At 69.9% G+C, this 17,489-nt stretch carries 11 protein-coding genes and 1 pseudogene; 3 read left to right on the top strand and 9 right to left on the bottom strand.

Translation table 11 applies throughout. The features are described 5' to 3' along the window. Window position 1 precedes the first annotated feature (1 nt). Window positions 2–2,569: a glycosyltransferase gene (locus CEW88_RS23680; protein WP_108970849.1), complete on the top strand. Its 2,568-nt coding sequence runs from the start codon at window positions 2–4 to the stop codon at window positions 2,567–2,569. A 10-nt stretch (window positions 2,570–2,579) separates the two neighbouring features. Here CEW88_RS23680 and CEW88_RS24655 read toward each other — a convergent pair whose 3' ends face one another. The 4 genes and pseudogenes from CEW88_RS24655 to CEW88_RS23660 form a co-directional block, all read right to left on the bottom strand. Further along, window positions 2,580–3,590, bottom strand: a complete 1,011-nt coding sequence (locus tag CEW88_RS24655) for a DUF2793 domain-containing protein (RefSeq protein ID WP_159099722.1) — start codon at window positions 3,588–3,590, stop codon at window positions 2,580–2,582. Window positions 3,591–3,781: 191 nt separating this feature from the next. Beyond that, window positions 3,782–4,852: a DUF4214 domain-containing protein gene (locus CEW88_RS23670; RefSeq protein WP_108970848.1), complete on the bottom strand. Its 1,071-nt coding sequence runs from the start codon at window positions 4,850–4,852 to the stop codon at window positions 3,782–3,784. Between the two features lie 443 nt (window positions 4,853–5,295). Further along, window positions 5,296–5,805 (bottom strand): annotated as a pseudogene (locus tag CEW88_RS25275) (CAP domain-containing protein); the annotation flags it as partial. A 248-nt stretch (window positions 5,806–6,053) separates the two neighbouring features. Further along, on the bottom strand, window positions 6,054–8,831 hold the full coding sequence (locus tag CEW88_RS23660; protein WP_108970846.1) for a DUF4214 domain-containing protein: 2,778 nt from the start codon (window positions 8,829–8,831) through the stop codon (window positions 6,054–6,056). 186 nt (window positions 8,832–9,017) lie between these two features. Between CEW88_RS23660 and CEW88_RS23655 the strand changes: the two genes are divergently transcribed. Next, complete coding sequence (locus CEW88_RS23655) at window positions 9,018–9,962, top strand: glycosyltransferase (RefSeq protein WP_108970845.1); 945 nt, start codon at window positions 9,018–9,020, stop codon at window positions 9,960–9,962. 48 nt (window positions 9,963–10,010) lie between these two features. Here CEW88_RS23655 and CEW88_RS23650 read toward each other — a convergent pair whose 3' ends face one another. After that, window positions 10,011–10,673 (bottom strand): ABC transporter ATP-binding protein, encoded by a 663-nt coding sequence (locus CEW88_RS23650; protein WP_108970844.1) that lies wholly within the window; start codon window positions 10,671–10,673, stop codon window positions 10,011–10,013. 13 nt (window positions 10,674–10,686) lie between these two features. After that, complete coding sequence (locus CEW88_RS23645) at window positions 10,687–11,760, bottom strand: hypothetical protein (RefSeq protein WP_254694600.1); 1,074 nt, start codon at window positions 11,758–11,760, stop codon at window positions 10,687–10,689. A 351-nt stretch (window positions 11,761–12,111) separates the two neighbouring features. On the opposite strand from CEW88_RS23645, the gene CEW88_RS23640 reads away from it, so the two are divergent. Then, a complete protein-coding gene (locus CEW88_RS23640) occupies window positions 12,112–12,939 on the top strand; it encodes an ABC transporter permease (protein ID WP_108970843.1) in 828 nt (275 codons plus the stop codon). Here CEW88_RS23640 and CEW88_RS23635 read toward each other — a convergent pair. The 3 genes from CEW88_RS23635 to CEW88_RS23625 form a co-directional block, all read right to left on the bottom strand. Next, window positions 12,936–13,760, bottom strand: a complete 825-nt coding sequence (locus CEW88_RS23635; protein WP_108970842.1) for a Stf0 family sulfotransferase — start codon at window positions 13,758–13,760, stop codon at window positions 12,936–12,938. The genes CEW88_RS23640 and CEW88_RS23635 overlap by 4 nt on opposite strands. Then, window positions 13,757–16,306 carry a glycosyltransferase gene (locus CEW88_RS23630; RefSeq protein ID WP_108970841.1) on the bottom strand — a complete coding sequence of 850 codons (2,550 nt, stop codon included), beginning with the start codon at window positions 16,304–16,306 and terminating at the stop codon, window positions 13,757–13,759. Before CEW88_RS23630 ends, CEW88_RS23635 begins: the two co-directional genes overlap by 4 nt. A 124-nt stretch (window positions 16,307–16,430) precedes the next feature. Further along, complete coding sequence (locus CEW88_RS23625; RefSeq protein WP_108970840.1) at window positions 16,431–17,471, bottom strand: ParB N-terminal domain-containing protein; 1,041 nt, start codon at window positions 17,469–17,471, stop codon at window positions 16,431–16,433. Window positions 17,472–17,489: the final 18 nt, after the last annotated feature.

Here is a 17,489-nt window from a genome sequence, read left to right as displayed (position 1 = left end):
GATGAGCCCGCTGCTCTCCAAGCTCCGCTCCACCGCCCGCCGGGTGCTGAAGGGCCCGCCGCCGCCGCCCGATGGCCACCAGTACCACGGCGCCTTCCGCGGCAATCTCGACGGGCTCTCCGACGAGGGGGTGATCCGTGGCTGGGTGATCCACCGCGAGAGCAAGAAGGGCCGGGTGCCGGTCGGGCTCTATGCCGGGACCACCCTGCTCGATGCGCGCATCGCCGACGAGCTACGCGAGGACGTGCGCGTCGCCACCGGCGGCGAGGCGACCTGCGGCTTCCAGTTCGGCCTGACCGAGACCCATTATCAGAAGATCGCCGAGGCTGGCGGCGCGCTGCAGCTGCGCACCGAGGGGCCGGAGGCGGTCGAGCTGGGGCGGCTGCAGCTCGCGGTCGAGGAAGACACCCCCGGCGTCGGCGCCGATTTGATGACCCGCTGCCGCTTTGCGCTGAAGCGCGAGCTGGCAGCGATGCACGCGCTGCTGGAGGGGACGCCTGCCGCCGAGGCCCTGCCGGCAGCGCCCGAGCCGCGCCCCGCGCTGGACCGGCACCGCAACCTCTTCACCACCGACCGGCTGGTGCCGGACATCCCCGAGAGCGGCCAGCCCGCCTATCTCGATTACGTGCGCTACCGCTACCGGCTGGATGATCGCTACCCGGTCGAGCCCGGGCTCGAGTGCCAGGACCACTACCTTTACTGGTACATGACCGCCTACCGCAGCGGCGAGAAGCACCGCATCCCGCTTTCGGCGCAGCAGATCGCCTATCTCAACGCGCCGCAGACCATGGGCGGGCAGACCAGCACGCTCACCCGCGTCATGTGGTGGCGGCTCATGGGCCGGCCCGACATGCTGGGGCGGCTCAACCTCAACGACCGCGACGCCTATCTCGACGTGCTGTTCTGGTGGGTGCATCAGGACGTGGCCACGCTCTACTTCGAGGATTGCCTGGTGCCGGAGGAGGTCGCCGAGGCGCTGCGCGAGGTGCCCCCGGCTCGCCGGCTCGCCGCCTTCCCGCTGAGCCAGTTCGCCGCGCGCTTCCACGCCGAGAACCCAAAGCTGAAGTTCCTCGACATCGAAACCGCCGAGGGCCGCAAGACCCTGATGCTGGTGCTGCTGCTGCAGGCGGCGCAGCGCCCCGACCTGCTGCGCTACATCCCGCAGGAGCAGATCGACGCGCTGCTCGCCCCGGGCGCTTCCGGCGGAGCCTCGGAACTCGAACTCTTCATCAACGCCCTCCTCGAAGAGGGTGATGAGCCCACCCTCCAGCCCATTGCCCTGCCCCGCGCCCGCTACGCCGCGGCGCTGCGCCGCAAGTACTTCGATCTCGGCAGTCGCGCCTTCCTGACCTTCGACCAGGCCGGCAACCGTTTCGAGGCCGCCGCCATGCCGCTGCCCGATCCCACCCGCCGCGAGGTCGACGTGCAGCTCATCGGCCCGCTCGCCAAGGCCTCGGGCCTCGGCCAGGCCACGCGGCTCTCGGCCGAGATCCTGCGCGCCACCGGGCTCGACGTGCGCGGCGTCGACTTCGACCTCGACAACCCGGCGCCCGAGGGCTTCTCCTCGGAGACGCTGATCGAGGATTACGGCCCGGCGAAGATCAACCTGCTGCATCTCAACGCGGAATCCGTGCCGCTGGCCTATGCCTACCAGCCCGATGTCTTCTCGGGCGCCTACAACATCGGCTATTTCTTCTGGGAACTCGACATGCCGGCCTATTGCCACTACCTCGGCATGTCGCTGCTCGATGAGATCTGGGTTTCCACCGACTACGGGCTGCGGATCTACAAGCCGGGGGCCGAGGGCAAGCCGGTGGTCAACGTCGGCATGTGCTACGAGGAGCACCCCGACATCACCCGCGAGACCGCCCGCGGCTTCGTCGAGGCGCGCTTCGGCTTCGATGCGAGCCACCACGTCTGCCTCGTCGCCTTCGACAGCTTCTCCTTCGTGCAGCGCAAGAACCCGGTGGCGGTGCTCGAAGCCTTCCAGCAGGCCTTCGAGGGCGTGCCCGAGGCGCGGCTGGTGGTGAAGACGCAGAACCGCACCAAGGTCTTCGACCCGGTGCAGGTGGCGCTCTGGAAACGCGTCGACGCGATCATCGAGAGCGATCCGCGCATCGTGGTGATGAACGAGACGCTGAGCTACCGCGACCTGCTGCAGCTCAAGGCCGGCTCGGATTGCTACATCTCGCTGCACAAGTCCGAGGGCTGGGGCTTTGGTATGATCGAGGCCATGGCGCTGAAGGTGCCGGTGATCTGCACCGCCTATTCCGGCAACATGGACTTCTGCTCCGACGAGACCGCCTGGCTGGTGGACTATGAGGAGGTGCCGCTCGAGCAGGGCGATTACATCTTCGTGCGCGAGGGCTCGCTCTGGGCCGAGCCCTCGGTCGCCGATGCCGCCCGCCAGCTGCGCGCTGCGCGCGACAATCCGGAGGCCAGCCGCGCCAAGGCCGAGGCGGCCTATTCCCACATTCGGGAGAATTTCTCGGTAGACGCCATCGCCGGCCGCTACGGCGGGCGGCTGCGGGAGATCCTCGCCGAGTTGCAGGCGCCGCGGGCGCGCTGAGCCCGGGGCGTCAGACCCAGCGGCCCACTGCCAGAACCGCGCAGGCGGTGGCGACCCGCGCGCCGCTGAGGTCCCAGGCCGAGATCTCGGCGCTGCCCGCGGCCACGGCGCCCACCGAGAGCAGCTGCGCCGCGCCCGAGGCACAGCTGCCACTCACCACGGGCGGCGCGGCAAACCCCGCCGGGTAGTTCCAGCCGACCACCCCCGCCGCGCTGCTGGTCAGCCTATGCCAGCAAAGCTGCGTGCCGTCCGCCAGCCGCAAATAGCTGCCCGCCGCGCCCGAGCCCTGCTCGAGCAGCGCGCCGGTGCTCTCGCCGGCCGCCTGCGCCACCGTGCCGAGCACACCCGAGCCAGAGAGCGCGCCATCGACCCGCGCGCCCTGCGGCAGATGCGCCACCCCCGTGGCCGCCGAAACGCTCAGCCCGGTCCGCCAGTTCGCGCCATCGTCCGAGACCTTCACCGCGAAATCATCCCCCCCGGCGCAGCCCATCTCGGCCCGGCCCGACCAGCCGGACTGGAAGAGCAGGCTGGCGGCATCCTCCGCCGCCGCCTTGTTGATCTTCAGCTGGTGACCGGCGCCGGCGTGGCTGAACAGCGTCGCCTCCGAAGCCACCGCCAGCCGGTTCACCGCGTCGGGCGCGGCATTCACCCCAAGCTCGAGCATCTGGCCCCGGCCGGGCAGCGGCATCTCCTGCCAATCGCCGCCCTGCCAGACCAGCGCCGCCGCCTCGTCGAGCACGAAAGCGCGCCAGCCCGGCCCCGGCGCAAGGAACTGCCAGGCGCTGCCGTCCCAGAAAGCCAGCGCCCCGCCCTGCCCCGACCAGGCGCCGCTCGCCCCAGCGGGCAGCAGGTAACGCGCGCCGGGCGCGGGCGCGGCGGGCGGCTCGGAAAGGTTGCGACTCTGCACCGCCAGCTGCACCAGCGCATCGAGCCGCAGCAGCGCCTCGTTGTGGATGACGTGCTTCTGCGCCTGCGCCGGGGCGAGATAGGGCAGCGAGAGATTGGCGGACAGATCGGACATGCGGCGGCTCCCTGCGCGGCGCCCCCCTCGCGGAGGCTCATGGCAGGCAGGGTAGGCGCAGCGCCCTTAAGCGGATCCTGCGCCGCCGCGCGCGCGAAGCGCAACGGCCCGGGCGCCCCTTGGGGAGGCCTCGAGAAAGGATCGATCCGGGCGAGATCGCCCGGATCAGAGACTGTTTTCGGCTCCGGCCCTCAGGCCAGCTCGAGCCGCGCCCCGGTCATCAGCTCGAGATCGGTGCCCAGCAGCACCAGGTCCGAGCCGCCCGCGGTCAGCAGCAGGTCGTCGCCGTCCTGTACGAAGGCCGCTTCCGCCTCTGCCGCATCGGCAAAGTCGAAGCCCTCGAGGCGCAGCGTGTCCCAGCCCTCGAAATCGGCGATCGTGGCACTGCCGCCGCTGGTGAAGATGAACAGATCCGCATGGGTCCCGCCGACCAGAACATCCTCGCCGGTGCCGCCTTCGAGCACGTCATCGGTGCCCTGGCTCCGCATCCAGGCCTCGTAATCGGCCTCGGTACCGGCGGTGAACTCGGCGCTCTGGGCAAAGCCCTGCACCACCTCGGCACGGCTCATGCCGTTGTCGAGCCGCTCGGTCCAGTTCTCCAGCCCCGTGGCATCGGCCTCGCGGCCCAGCACGTTGTTGTAGAGCAGGTTGACGAAATCACCGTTGTCGAGCGCGCCGTAAGTGTTCTGGAACTCGCGGCTCTGCACGAATCCGTCGACCACCCCGAGATAGGACTGCCCGTCGGCCAGCCGGCCGCTCCAGTTGTCAAAGCCGGTGACATCCGGTGCGCGGTCCAGCGTCGCCTGGTAGAGCCGGAAGACATCATCCCCCCAGGAGGCCACGGTCTCGCCGGTCATAGCGTGGTGGTGAATACCGTAGGCCGCCGCATCCGCCGCGGTGTTGCCGATGAACTCGGGGCTCTGCGAGAAGCCCAGCACCACCTCGGGGCGGCTCCAGGAGCCATCGTCGAGCCGCGCGGTCCAGTTCGCCAGCCCGGTGGCATCGGGGTCGCGGTCCAGAACGTTGTTGTAGAGCAGGGTGACGAAGCCCTCGTTGTCGAGCGCGCCGTAGGTGTTCTGGAACTCGGGGCTGCCGGTGAAGCCGGCCGCGACCTGCTCGAGCGTCATCTCGCCGCTCTCGAGCCGCTCCGACCAGTTGCCGTAACCCTCGAGGTTGGGGGCGCGATCCAGCGTCGCCAGGTAGAGCCGGTAGACCGTGTCGCCCTCGGCCGGGCGCTCGAGAGCATGATCGCCGAAGAGCACGTCATCGCCCGCGCCGCCAAGCAGCGTGTCCGACCCGCCCCCCCGATCAGGGTCTGATCCACCGTGCCGGTGCCCTGCAGCAGCTCGTCCGCCGCCGTGCCCTGGATCAGCGCCGCCGAAGAGACGAGGTCTCCTGCCGCCGCCTCGTCGGCGATGGCGTCGAGCTTGAGGTTCTCGCCATCCATGGTCACCGTGTAGCTCAGGTCGCCGGAAATCCCCGCGCCCGAGAAGCTGACCTCGTAGACCCCGTCCGGCAGCACCAGCTGATAGCCGCCTGCACCCCAGCTGGTGGTGGTGTAGGTGCCCGCGGCGCCGGTGGCGGTGACGGTGATGCCGCCCAGCCCCTCGCCCATGTCGTAGAAGTCATCGCCGTCGGCATCGTCGATCACCACGCCCAGCAGCTGCGACTGGTAGTCCGCGCGGGTGCCGAAATCCTGCGTCATCGCATAGGGGCCGATTTTGCCCGAGGCCGCGGCGACGCCGATGCCGATCTCGGTCACCCCCGAGGAGAGGATGGCGTTGCGGTGCCCGGCCGGGCTCTGCATGCCGCCGGGGCCGGCGCCCCAGTCGATGTAGAAGGCCGCGTGGCTGTGCAGCGGATCCTCGGCATAGGAAAAGACGTTCTCGTTGAGCCGCGTCCAGCCGGTGTAGCCCGCCGCCACGACCCGGTCGCGCAGCACCGGCTCGTCGCCGATCTGGTGCGCCTGGGTCTCGGTGTCGATCATCAGCTGGGTGTGGCCGTCGGCGGCATCGGCCAGGGCGCTGTTCCAGGCCAGCGGCGCCACCGGGTCATAGGCGGCAAGCTGCTCGGCGAAGAGATCGAGGTCGACGCCGAAGTAGTCCAGCGCCTGGGTGATGTTGGCCTGGGCGCCGGTGCCGCTGGCGGCGTCAGTGATCAGCGCGTCGAACTCCCCCGTGGGGTCGAGGCGGGCGCGGTTGATGTATTCCAGCATCTGCTGTTCAAAGGCGGTGGGGGTCTGGGTCGACATGATGTCCTTCGTTTTTCTACTCTGGTGCTTGGGAAATTCCGAACTTCTGAACTCTGAAACCCTGGAAGCCTGGCTTACAGGTAGGCCTAACCTGCCAAAGCTAGCTCACTCCCCCCTCATCGACCACAAACTTGGCGGGGTTTCGCACGCGCCCCGTACGGGCCCGGCTCTGGCATGACGCTGGCCCGACACTGGCTTGGCACTGGCCGGCCCTAGACCAGCAACATGTCATCGTGAATATCAGATTGAAGCACCCCCTGCAGGGTGACGCTGCTGCCTTGGGCGGAAAACGCCACCCCCTGCTCCCCCTGCTCCAGATGCGCCCGGACCTCCGCCGCCGAGCCGAAACCGAAGCCCTCGAAGACCAGCAGGTCCCAGCGTTCGAGATCGGCCACCACATGGGTGCCCCGCGCCTCGGCGCGAAAGACGAAGCGGTCCGAGAGCATGCCGCCGACCAGCAGGTTGGCGCCGCCGTCGCCGTCGAGCAGGTCGTCCTCTCCGGGCCCGCGCAGGAAAGCCAGCAGGTCCGGGGCGCTGCGGGCGGTGAACTCGGCGCTCTGGGAAAAGCCGCGCACCACCTCGGCGCGGGTCATCCCCGCCTCGAGCCGCGCGGTCCAGTTGGCCTGCCCCGGCGCGTCGCCCTCGCGGCCCAGCACGTTGCGATAGAGCTGCGCGACAAAGCCCGCCGCGTCGAGCGCGCCGTAGCTCTGGCGGAACTCGGCGCTGGCGGTGAACCCCTCGACCACCTCGAGAAACGGCCGGCCCTGCGCCAGCCGGGCGCTCCAGTTCAGCAGACCCGGCAGGTCGGGGGCGCGGTCCAGAACCGCCTGGTAGAGCCGGAAGACATCATCCACCCAGCCCTGCTGCAGCGCCTCGCGGCTGTGCCCGGCCGCCCCCGCGGCACTGGCGGCGATGAACTCGGGGCTTTCGGAAAACCCCAGCACCACCCGCTCGCGGCTCAGGCCTGCCTCGAGCCGCGCGGTCCAATTGCCCAGCCCCTGCGGCTCGGGCTCCCGGCCCAGCACGTTGCGATAGAGCAGCGTCACGAAACCGGCGTCATCGGGGGCGCCATAGGTCTGGCGGAACTCGGGCGCGCCGGTGAATCCCGCCGCCACCGAGACAAGATCGCGCTCGCCCGAGAGCAGCCGCGTGCTCCAGTTCCAAAGCCCGGTCGCGTCGGGGGCACGGTCCAGCGTGGCGCGGTAGAGCCGGTAGACCGACGCCGCGACCGCATCGAAGCCGGGATCGCTCACCGCGCCGCTCAGCACATCGTCCCCAGGCCCGCCGAGCAGCAGGCTGCCGGCGGCGGTCGGCGTTCCGCCCGGAGTTTCCCCCGGAGAGCCCCCCGGACCTTCCCCCGGCGACTCTTCTGGCGGCTCGTCCGGCGGTTCAGGCTCTGATCCGGGCTCTTCCTCCTCCGGCACCTCCTCCACCGGCTGCGGCTCGGGGATCGGGCTGGTGTCCAGATGCCACAGGTCGCGCAGGTCCCCGATGTCGAAATCCGCCGCCGAGAGCGGGGTGCCCGCGGCGCTGCGCACCTGCAGCACATCCCCGCCGATCTTGATCCGCGCGCCGGTGGAACTGGGGGTGATGGTCAGCGCCGCCACCGTGTAGAACCGCCCCATGGCCGAGAGGTCGATGCGATCCACCCCCGGCTCGAAATCGTCGATCCGGTCAAGCTCGCCATCGCCGCCGATCACGAAGACATCCGCCCCGGCGCCGCCGTGCAGCCGGTCCCGCCCCGGCCCGTCGATCAGCACGTCATCCCCGGCGCCGCCGCGCAGCGTGTCATCGCCTGCCCCGCCCGCGACCTGGTCGTTGCCTACGCCGCCCTGCCAGATGTCCGCCCCGGCGCCAAGCTGCAGCCTTGCGCCGATCTGCCCCAGCTCGGCGCGCAGCAGGCTGATCCCGCCCCCGGCGCCCGGCGGCCCCTCGGGCCAGCCGCCGGCGACGTAGACCTCGAGCGCGGTGCCGGCCCCCCTGCCGCTGCGCGCCAGAGCCAGCGCGGCGGGATCGCTCAGCGCCATGCCCGCGTCATCGGCCAGCGTTGCCAGGTGCAGCAACCGCCCGCCCGGCAGCAGGGTCAGCAGACTGAGGCCGTCGTCGCGGCCACCCGCCACCAGGTAGAGCTGTCCGTCCACCGTGAGGCTGGCCAGCGCGGTGACCCCGGCAAAGCGCGTGTCCAGATCGTCGCCGACAAGATCGGTGACCCGCATACCGCCCTCCGCCGCCAGCGCCACCACCGCCAGGTGCCCCGAACCCGCGCCGATCAGCGCATAGCTCTGCCCGGCCACCCGGGTGACCTCGAGCAGGGACGGCGTGTCGAGAAAGAGCCCGTCGTACACCCGCAGCTGGCGCATGTCGCCGAGCGCGCCGGAGGGGAATATTTCCCAGGAATAGAGACTGTTTTCCCCGGGCGAGAGCGCCAGCACCCGGCCCTGCGCGCCAAGCTCCGCCACCGCCAGCGCCGAGATCGGGCCGATGTCCCGGGCCGCGGCCACCGCGCGCAGCACGCCCCCGGATCCGGCCTGCCAGACCTCGATCCCGCTGCCCTGCAGCACCGCGCCGACCAGAAGAACGGCGCCGCCGCCCTGCCCCGGACGCACCGCCAGATCCGCCAGCGCCCGCGCCGCGCCATCGCCGTATCGCAGCGAAACCCGCTCCGCGAGCGCGCCACCCGCGCCGAGCCGCCAGCCCTCGATCCCCGCGGCGCCGCCGCCCGGCACCAGCAGCAGATCTTCGCCGCCGATCTCTGCGGCCAGCAGCCGGCGTGGGGCGGGAAGCCCAGAATAAGAGCCTGCATAGCCCTGGACCGCGGTGATCCCCAGCCCCGCCGACCAGCCCAGCAGCCCGGACCCGGCGCTGTAGAGATGCAGGCCGCCCTCCGCAGGCCACGCCCGCAGCGCCGATATCCCCACCATCTGTGCCGCGCCCGCCGGAGCGAGTGCGCCCCCGGCAAACTGCGTCGTCACATGGCGGAGCTGCGCCATCTCGGCTCCTCGGTCCTGACCGGCATGAGCTCCAGCTATGCCCGCGCGACCCTCGCCACGTGGTTAACGCCGTGCCCTGAAATCCGCGCAAAATGTCTCGCATTGTCTCGAACTGCCGCGCGCGGTTGCGCGCCCCGCCGCGCTCCGGCATGACCTAGGGCAAGAGCCCCGGCAAAGAGACCCTCCATGCGCGCGCCCCAGCCCCCCTCGGGGCAGATCCGGATCACCATCCTGCTGGCCACCTGGAACGGCGCCGCGCACCTGCAGGAGCAGCTCGACTCCTACCGGGCGCAGACCCATGAGGCCTGGGATCTCTGGGTCAGCGACGACGGCTCCAGCGATGCCACGCTGGCGATCCTCGAGGCCTTCCGCGCCGCCGAGAGGCCTCGCCGCGAGGTGCGCATCGTCGCGGGGCCGCGGCGTGGCCATGCCGCCAACTTCCTGTCGCTGCTGTGCCACCCCGAGCTGCCCGCCGGTCCGGTCGCGCTCTCGGATCAGGACGACGTCTGGCTGCCCGGCAAGCTGGCGCTGGCGCTCGCGGCGCTGAAGAATGCTGGGCCGGTGGCGCTCTACGGCGCGCAGAGCATCCACACCGACCAGGCGCTGCGCCGCATCGGCGGCTCGCGCCCGCCACGCGGCAGGCCCTGTTTCGGCAATGCGCTGACCCAGAACGTGGTGAGCGGACACAGCGCCACGCTCAGCGCCGGGGCGCTCGAACTGGTGCGCCGCGCGGGCGTGCCCGAGGGCATCCCCTACCACGACTGGTGGCTCTACCAGCTGGTCAGCGGCGCCGGCGGCGAGATCGTCATCGACCCGGCCAAGGTGCTCTACTACCGCCAGCACCTCAGCAACGCGATGGGCGCGCATCAGGGTCTCTCGGCGCGGCTGCTGCGGGCGCGGCAGGTGCTGGGGCGGACCTACGCGAACTGGATGGCCGCCAACCTCGCGGCCCTCGACCGGGTCTCAGGGCTGCTCACACCGGAGAACCGCGCCCTGATCGAAACCCTGCGCGCGGAGCGTCCGCATCCGGGGCTGTCACGGATGCTGACCTTCCGCCGACTCGGCCTGCACCGGCAGACCCGGCTGACCACGGCGAGCCTCTACCTCGCTGCAGCGCTGGGGCGGGTGTAAGCGAAACAGGCTCTAATCAGGGGCAATATGACCAGGCGGCGGGCAGGTTCAGGCGCGCCGCTTCATGTTCTCCTCGTGCTCGCGGATGCCCCGGTCGACGTCGTCGTGGAAGGTCAGGTGCCCCTCCTCGAGGATCACCACCGCGTCGCAAAGCTGGCGAATTTGCCCCATCGAATGGCTCACCACCACCGATCCGGCGTTGCGCATACGCTCCTTGAAGAGCGCATCGCTGCGCGCGCGAAACGAGGCATCCCCCACCGCGGTGATCTCGTCCACGAGGTAGGTGTCAAAGGCGATGCCCATGGAGGTGCCGAAGGCGAGTCGCGATTTCATCCCCGAGGAATAGGTCTTCAGCGGCAGGTGGAAATGCACCCCGAGCCCGGCGAAGTCCTCAACAAAAGCAATCAGCTCGTCGGTGTCGACGCCGTAGATCCGCCCGATGAAGCGGCAATTCTGCGCGCCGCTCAGTTCCGGGTGGAAGGAGCCGGCAAAGCCCACCGGCCAGGAGATCGAGCCAGAGGATCGGATCCGGCCCGAGGTGGGCGGCATGGTGCCAGCAATCATTTGCAGCAGCGTCGACTTGCCCGCGCCATTGCGCCCCAAGAGCCCCACCGAACGACCGGTGGGGAAGATCATGGAGACATTCTCCATGATAGTCTTGCGCTTGCCTTCCATGACGAAGGTCTTGCTGACATTCTCGAAGCGGATCATCTCCGGCGCGCCCTCAGCGGCGGTCCTTGACCGAATAGGCCACCAGCACCGAGGTCGACCAGAGCAGGAAGAGGAAGAGCGTGACCACCATCAACAGCGTACCCCGGCTCGGGTATTCCGCGGTCTCGGCGCTGGTCGGCTTCATGTAGGCGGCAAGATAGCGGCTCTTGCGCTTGGCCTCGGCGAGCGCGCTGTCATAGGCAGCCAGCGCCGAGAGGTACGCCCGCTCGGCGAACTCCCGGTCGACCGAGAGCCGCTCATAGTCGCCCACGAGATCGGCAAAGACCTGGCCGTTCGCCCCCGAGCCCTCGAAGCCGAGCTTCTGGCGCTCAGCCGAGATGCGCGCGCGGATCACGTCGAGCCGGCGCTCTGCCTGGGCGACGCGCGGGTCGTTCTGCTGCGAGGTCTCGCGCAAGAGGTCAAGCTCGATGATCTGCTCGGCTTCCTGGGCCTGCAGGTTGCTGAGCAGCCCGGCTTGGCTCTGCAGGTCGATCTGCGGGTCGATGATCTGGGTCTCGTTGCGGAAGCGGGTGACCGTCTCGCGCGCCACCTTGAGCTTCTCGACCGCCTCTTCGAGCTCGTCGCGCGAATAGCTGATCGCATCGGCCCGGGCCACGGCGCTGAGCTCGTTGATCACGTCCGCGCTCTCGTCGAGCAGGGTCTGGGCGATCAGCGTCGCATCCTCGGGACGGAAGGCGCGCACCTCGATCTCGATCAGCCCCGAGCTGTAGGAGATGCGGACCATGTCACCCCAATAGGCCAGAAGCTGCTCGATCGAGGCGTTCTTCTCGAGCTTGAACACCGGGTCCCAGCCCTCGGGCGACCAGATCGCATGCAGGTCAATCTTCTTGTCGATATCCGAGACCAGCTTCTGGCTCTGGATGAACTCGTAGAGGATGTCGGTGTCCGAGGAGCTCGAGCTCGAGAGGTTCGTCAGCCCCCCCAGCAAGTCGACTGCCGAGGCGGCGTCCTCCTGGCGCACGGTGAAACCGACCTTCGAGGCGTATTGATCCGCCGCCACCAGCCACAGGTAGAGCGCGGTGAGAATACCCGGCAGCACGACACAGCCCAGGAAGCTCAGCAGCATCAGCTTGTGCCGACGCCGCGGTTTCGCGGCCCCCGCCGGCGGGCGGGACGGCAGGGCCGATTGCGCCGCGGGTTTCGGGCCGGGCTGCGGAGACGGGTTTGGTCCCGGTGTGGGTACCACGGCGGGGCGCGGCACAGCCTTCTGCTCCGGAGCGCCTGCAGGACCGGGCTGCGCGGAATTGGGCTGGGCTGGAGTGGGCTGGGCGGGGGCCTGCCCCCCCTGCTGCGGCTGCGGCGCAGTCTGATCCTTGGCGGGTTGTGTCAAACGGGCCCCATGGGAATGTCATTTACTTCGACGTGATGCTAATACACCTCAGACGCACAAGATACCAGTTTCCAAAAGGCCCCCCGCATGAGCACCGAAGGTTTTGCGCCGCCCCCCCAGACCCCTGCCCGCGGCACCGTCTCGGGCCGCCGCTCGTTTCCCGGGGCACGCTCCATCGCGGCGCTGATCCTGCGCGAGATGGCCACCAGCTACGGCCGCTCGCCGGGTGGCTACATCTGGGCCATCCTCGAGCCGATCGGCGGCATCGTGATGCTCTCGCTGGCCTTCTCGGCCTTCCTGCGCAACCCCAGCCTCGGGGTCAGCTTCCCGATGTTCTACGCCACCGGCATGATGCCCTTCGTCATGTACATCGACCTGCAGGGCAAAATCTCCAGCGCGCTGAATTTCTCAAAGCCGCTGCTGGCCTATCCCACCGTGACCTTCATCGATGCCATCGCCGGGCGCTTCATCTTGGCTGTGATGACCAAGCTGCTGGTCAGCTACCTGATCTTCGGCGGCATCATGCTGATCTACGAGACCCGGGTGACGCTGGATTTCGTGCATATCTTCGAAAGTTTCGCCATGGCGGCGCTGCTCGGGCTCGGGCTCGGCACGCTGACCTGCTACGTCTTCACCCGCTTTCCGCTGGCGCAGAAGGCCTGGGGCATCGTGATGCAGCCGCTGTTCCTGGTCTCGGGGGTGTTCTTCCTCTACGAGACCATCCCCGATCCCTACCAGAGCTACCTGTGGTACAATCCGCTGGTGCATGTGGTCGGCATCATGCGCAAAGGCTTCTACCCGACCTATGACGCCAGCTACGCCTCGCCGGTCTACGTGCTCTCGATCGCGCTGATCAGCCTGACCCTCGGGTTGCTGCTGCTCTGGCGCTACCATGCCGAGATCCTGACCCGCTAGGCGCGTCCGAAGGCCCCACGGCACTCCTCTAGGAAACGGGCCTCGAACTCGGCATTGCGCCCGTCGCGCTGCTTTTTCAGTTTTGGCGGACCGGGCTGCCAGCCCGGTGCCGCCAGCCCGGCCTGCTGCAGCAGCCCGCCAACCGCCGCGGGGTCGTGCGTGTCCTGCTCGTAGCCGATCGGAATGCGCGGGAAGCCATGCGTGCGGCAGATCAGGTCGATCAGCAGGTTGGATCTCTGGAAGCCCTCCATCGCGCGCAGAATCTTGTCGAACTCGAAGGTGGGCTCCACCTCGGACTCGCCCTGCAGGCTCGTCCAGCGCCCGGTCTGCAGCGCGATGGAATAGGACACCGCCTGCGCCAGAAGATCGCCGCGCTGAGTGTGCAGCACCGTCACCGAGGGGAACATCGCAGGAATGTTGAGCCGCACCAGCATCGCCAGTTGGTCCCAGGACGCCTTGAGCATCAGGCTCTGCCCCGGCTTACACTGGGTCTTGTAGAGAAAGAGCAGGTAGCCGGGGAAGCGCTTGAACCCGTGCTGCGCGTGCAGGGTCTCCAGCACGTCGCCATTGAGGTATTCGCCGCCGCCATTCGCCCGGCCCGCCTGGCGGACGTAATCCACCAGCAGATTCGAACCCGAACGGTTGGTGAAACCGACAATCACCAGCGGCTTGTCGAAGACCGGCCCGGTTTCGAGATAGGCCGCATCCTCTCCGTAGAGCGCCCGCAGCCGGCGCTCGTGCCCGCCAGGGCGCGACAGGGTCTCCAGCGGGGTGGCCGGCGTGGTGCTCCTGCCGATCCGTTTCTTCAGGAAGCTCTTCATCCCGCAAATCCTAAGCTGCTTCGGTCCGATCCGCGCGCCTCCCCCCGACGCTCGAGCGCCGCCAGCAGATCGGCGGGTTCCATACGCGTCCCCTGCGGCACCGGCAAGAGCGCCCCGGGCGCGCCCTGCGCCAGGGCGCGGGCCACCGCCTCGCCCTGGGCGCCGAGATCGAAGCTCACCACCGGCAGGCCGGTGGCCAGCATCTCGTGGGTGGTGAAGGAGAAGGTCTCGGGCCAGATCGAGGGCATCAGCCAGCCCGAGATCCCGTAGCGCGCCACCAACCCCGGCAGGTCGCGCAGCTCGTAGCTGCCATGCACGAGGCTCGGCGGGGCGAGCTTGTAGGACGGATCGATATGGCCCAGCACCACCAGCCGCGCGGCGCCTGAGCGCGCCAGATCGCGGCTCAGCTCCTGCAAGAGCGCCACGCCTTTCTGCTCGCCGATATTGCCCAGCACGCCGATCACCGGCGCGCCGTCGGCCCCCGCACCCGGCGCGATGCGCGGCGGCGTGGCGGGCAGCACATGCGGCACCACGGCGATGCGCCCCGCGATCTGCGGATAGGCCTGAAGCAGGATGTCCCGGCTCGAGCCGGAGAAGACCACCACCCGCTCGGCGGCCTGCATCAGCCGGCCCCAGGCCTCCTGCCAGTCGCGCAGCGAGGCGCGCTTGCCGCCGGGCCGCTCGTAGACATGCGCCGGGTCGGCCTCGAGCGGGCCGCCTGCCACCGGCACGCCGCGGTAGAGGCCATCCTTGCCCAGCAGCGTATAGGAGGGGCTCACCGGGAAGAAGTCGTGCAGCAGGATCTCGACCGGGTGCCTGCCCTGCCCGTCCTCGCGGTCCGCCAGCTGCAGCAGCCGGTCCGGCAGCTCCGAGGCATCGCGTTCATGCACGCCGCAGGAATAGACGATGCGCCGCTCGGGCAGCAGCGCCACCAGTCTCTCGACAAGGGCAAAATCGTTGGTCAGGCCCTGGGTGAGCCCCGTCGCCCCGTAGAGCTCGAGCTTCCAGCGATGGCCCTGCCCGACCCGCAGCACCAGCGCCGCGCCGCCAGCGGCCACCTCCTGCGCGATGCGCCCCTGCAGGTAGGTCTCGGCACCGCCGCCGAGCGCATGGGCGAGGTAGACCGGCACGGGCCCCGCCTGCAGCGCGGCCTGCCGCCGCGCCGCCAGCACCAGCCCCAGCGCCAGCCGCGGGGTGTTGAGCGGGTCGCGGCGGATGAACTCCTGCACCTCGGCGTCATAGCCCGGGTAGCGCCCGGCGAGCACCCGCAGGTTGCGCTCGAGCAGCCGCTGCTTGTCGGCGCTGCCGAAGGATTGCCCGCCGCGGTGCTCGACGAAGAGATTGGGCGCGCAGAGATGCCGCCCGCCAAGCTCGGCCACTTTGCGGCACCAATCGTTCTCCTCGCCGTAGCCGCGGCCGAAGACCGTGTCGAACTGTGGCACGCGGGCAAGGAAGCGCGACGCCAGCGCCATGCAGAAGCCGACCCCGGTGGGCGCCTCGGCGAGCCCGGCGCGCGGGTCGAACCCCGCCGCCACGCGGTCGAGCGCATCGACGTCGCCGGGCGCCAGATCGTTGCGCTGGCAGATCACCGGCACGGTGAAGATCTCGGCGTCGTTGGACATCGGCGTGACCGAGGCGACATCGGGCTCCGCCAGTGGCGCCAGCAGCCGCGGCAGCCAGCCGGCGGGCACCATGGCATCGGAATTGACCAGCACCACCGGATCCTCGGGCCAGCGCGCCAGCGCCTCGGTAAAGCCGCGGTTGACCGTGCCGATGAAGCCGAGGTTCTCGGGGTTCTCCAGCAGGGTGACCTCGGGCCGCCCCTCGGCCCAGGCGCGCAGGAAGGGCAGCACCTCGGGGTCGGGCGAGGCGTCGTCGATCAGCAGCAGACGCCAGCCCGTGCCGGAATGTGTCGCGATCCGCTCCAGCGCCTCGGGCAGAAGGTGCAAGGCATTGTAGACCGGTAGGATCAGCGTCGCGGCGCGCTCGGGCGGGGCAGGCGGCAGCGCCTCTGGCAGCAGCGCCGAGATCATCTCCACCGCCTCCGAGCGCGGCACCAGCCCGAGCCGCTCCTTGACCACCTCGCGCGCGCCGAGATCGCCCTGCCATTTCCAGCGGTAGATCACCGGCGCGAGCGCCCCCAGCGTCGCGACGAAGCGCAGCGCCATGGGCAGCCGCGCCCGCATAAGCGAGGCCCGGGAGAAGCCGGGCAGGCTCTGGCCGGCCTTGGGCAGACCCTCGCCGCGCTCGGCAATGAGATCGATCGGCCCGGTCTCGCAGGGAATGTCGAGCGCAAAGCCGCGCCGCGCGCTGCCGCCCTGCACCAGGTCGGGCACGGTCCAGGCGCGGGTGCGGTTCACCGCCAGCCCGATCCGCTCGGCCTCGGCCCAGCCCTCGACATGGATACGGTGCCGACGCAGGGCGATGCGGGTGATCTCGCCGTAGGCGGCGCCGCCTTCATCGGTGAGCGAGGTGCCCGGGAGATCCCGCGCGATGTTCATCTCGGCATAGCGCTCGAAGATGCGGTAGATCCGGCCCAGCAGCACGCGTCGTCTCCTTCAGTCTTCCGGCCCGCTTACAGCGCGATCCGTCTTGTAACAGGCCCTGCCCGGCGCCGCGCGAAAATGTTTCGCAGCGAAACAAATGCCGGAACAGAGCCTGTCATGGTGTTTATCCGCCAAACCGGGCCGAGAGCCAGGCGGCGAGATCCGCGCCCAGCTCGGCATCCGCGCCCGGCCCGTCGATCTCGAGCCGTGAGCCGCGGCGGCGCAGGGTGAGCCCCGGCCATTGCGCCAGGGTCTCGGGCGCGGGCTTCGGCTCTACCTCGGGGGTTTGGCTCTGGATCGGCGCAGGCTCGGAGACCGGCTTCGCCGCCATGCAGCGGGTCAGGATCTCGCGCTCCGTCGCGGCGTCGGCGGGGGGCGTGGCCTTCAGCGCCTGCGCGATCTCCTGCGCGAGTCCCGGACGGTCGCGCAGCTGCTGCGCCAGCTCCAGTCCGGCCCGCTCGCTCAGAGCCTCGGGGAAGCGCAGCGCCCGGTCGAGGCTCTTCACGATGGCGATGAAGGAATTGATCTTCGAGCGCCGCGCCCGCGGCACCGAGGCGAAGAGCGTGGCCAAGGCGGATTTCTCCGAGGCGAAGACGCCGCGCTCGGCGGCCTTCACCACGATGCGCGCGCGCTCGTAATGGCTGAGGTTGGCGCGGATCTCGTTCTCCTCGATCATCGCGACATAGGCCGCGTGGCCGTCCTCGGGGCGGCGCAGCAGCGCCTGCACCGTGCCGAAGCGCGCCTCGCCGGTCTCGTCCCGCAGCGCCGCCAGCGCCCGGCAGCGGCGCCAGCCCGAGAGCAGCCCGTAGGCGGCGCGGCCGGGCAGGGCGACCACCTCGATCGGCGTCTGCTGGCCGCGCGCCCGCAGGCTGTCGCGCAGGGCCTGCGCCTCCTCCGGATCCTCGGCGATGCGGTCGCGCACCAGGTGGGTCATCTCGATCTGCTCGAGGGGCAGTTCCAGCACCAGCTTGCCCTCGCGCCGCGCGGCCTCCCAGCGTTCCGACAGCTCCTCGAGCGCGGCGCTGGCCGCGGCCCCCGCCGCAACGTCGGCGATCGGCGCCGCCCGCCGCGGGGCGGTGAACATGGATTTGGTCTCGAGCGCGGCTGCGGGCTCGCTGCTTTGCGGGCCGGTCTCGAGCGGGGTCAGTCTCTTGCGCTTGGCCATCCGTCTGCTCCTGTCAGG

Source organism: Alloyangia pacifica (assembly GCF_003111685.1).
GTDB lineage: Bacteria > Pseudomonadota > Alphaproteobacteria > Rhodobacterales > Rhodobacteraceae > Salipiger > Salipiger pacificus_A.
This window is presented reverse-complemented; position numbering and strand designations above follow the sequence as displayed.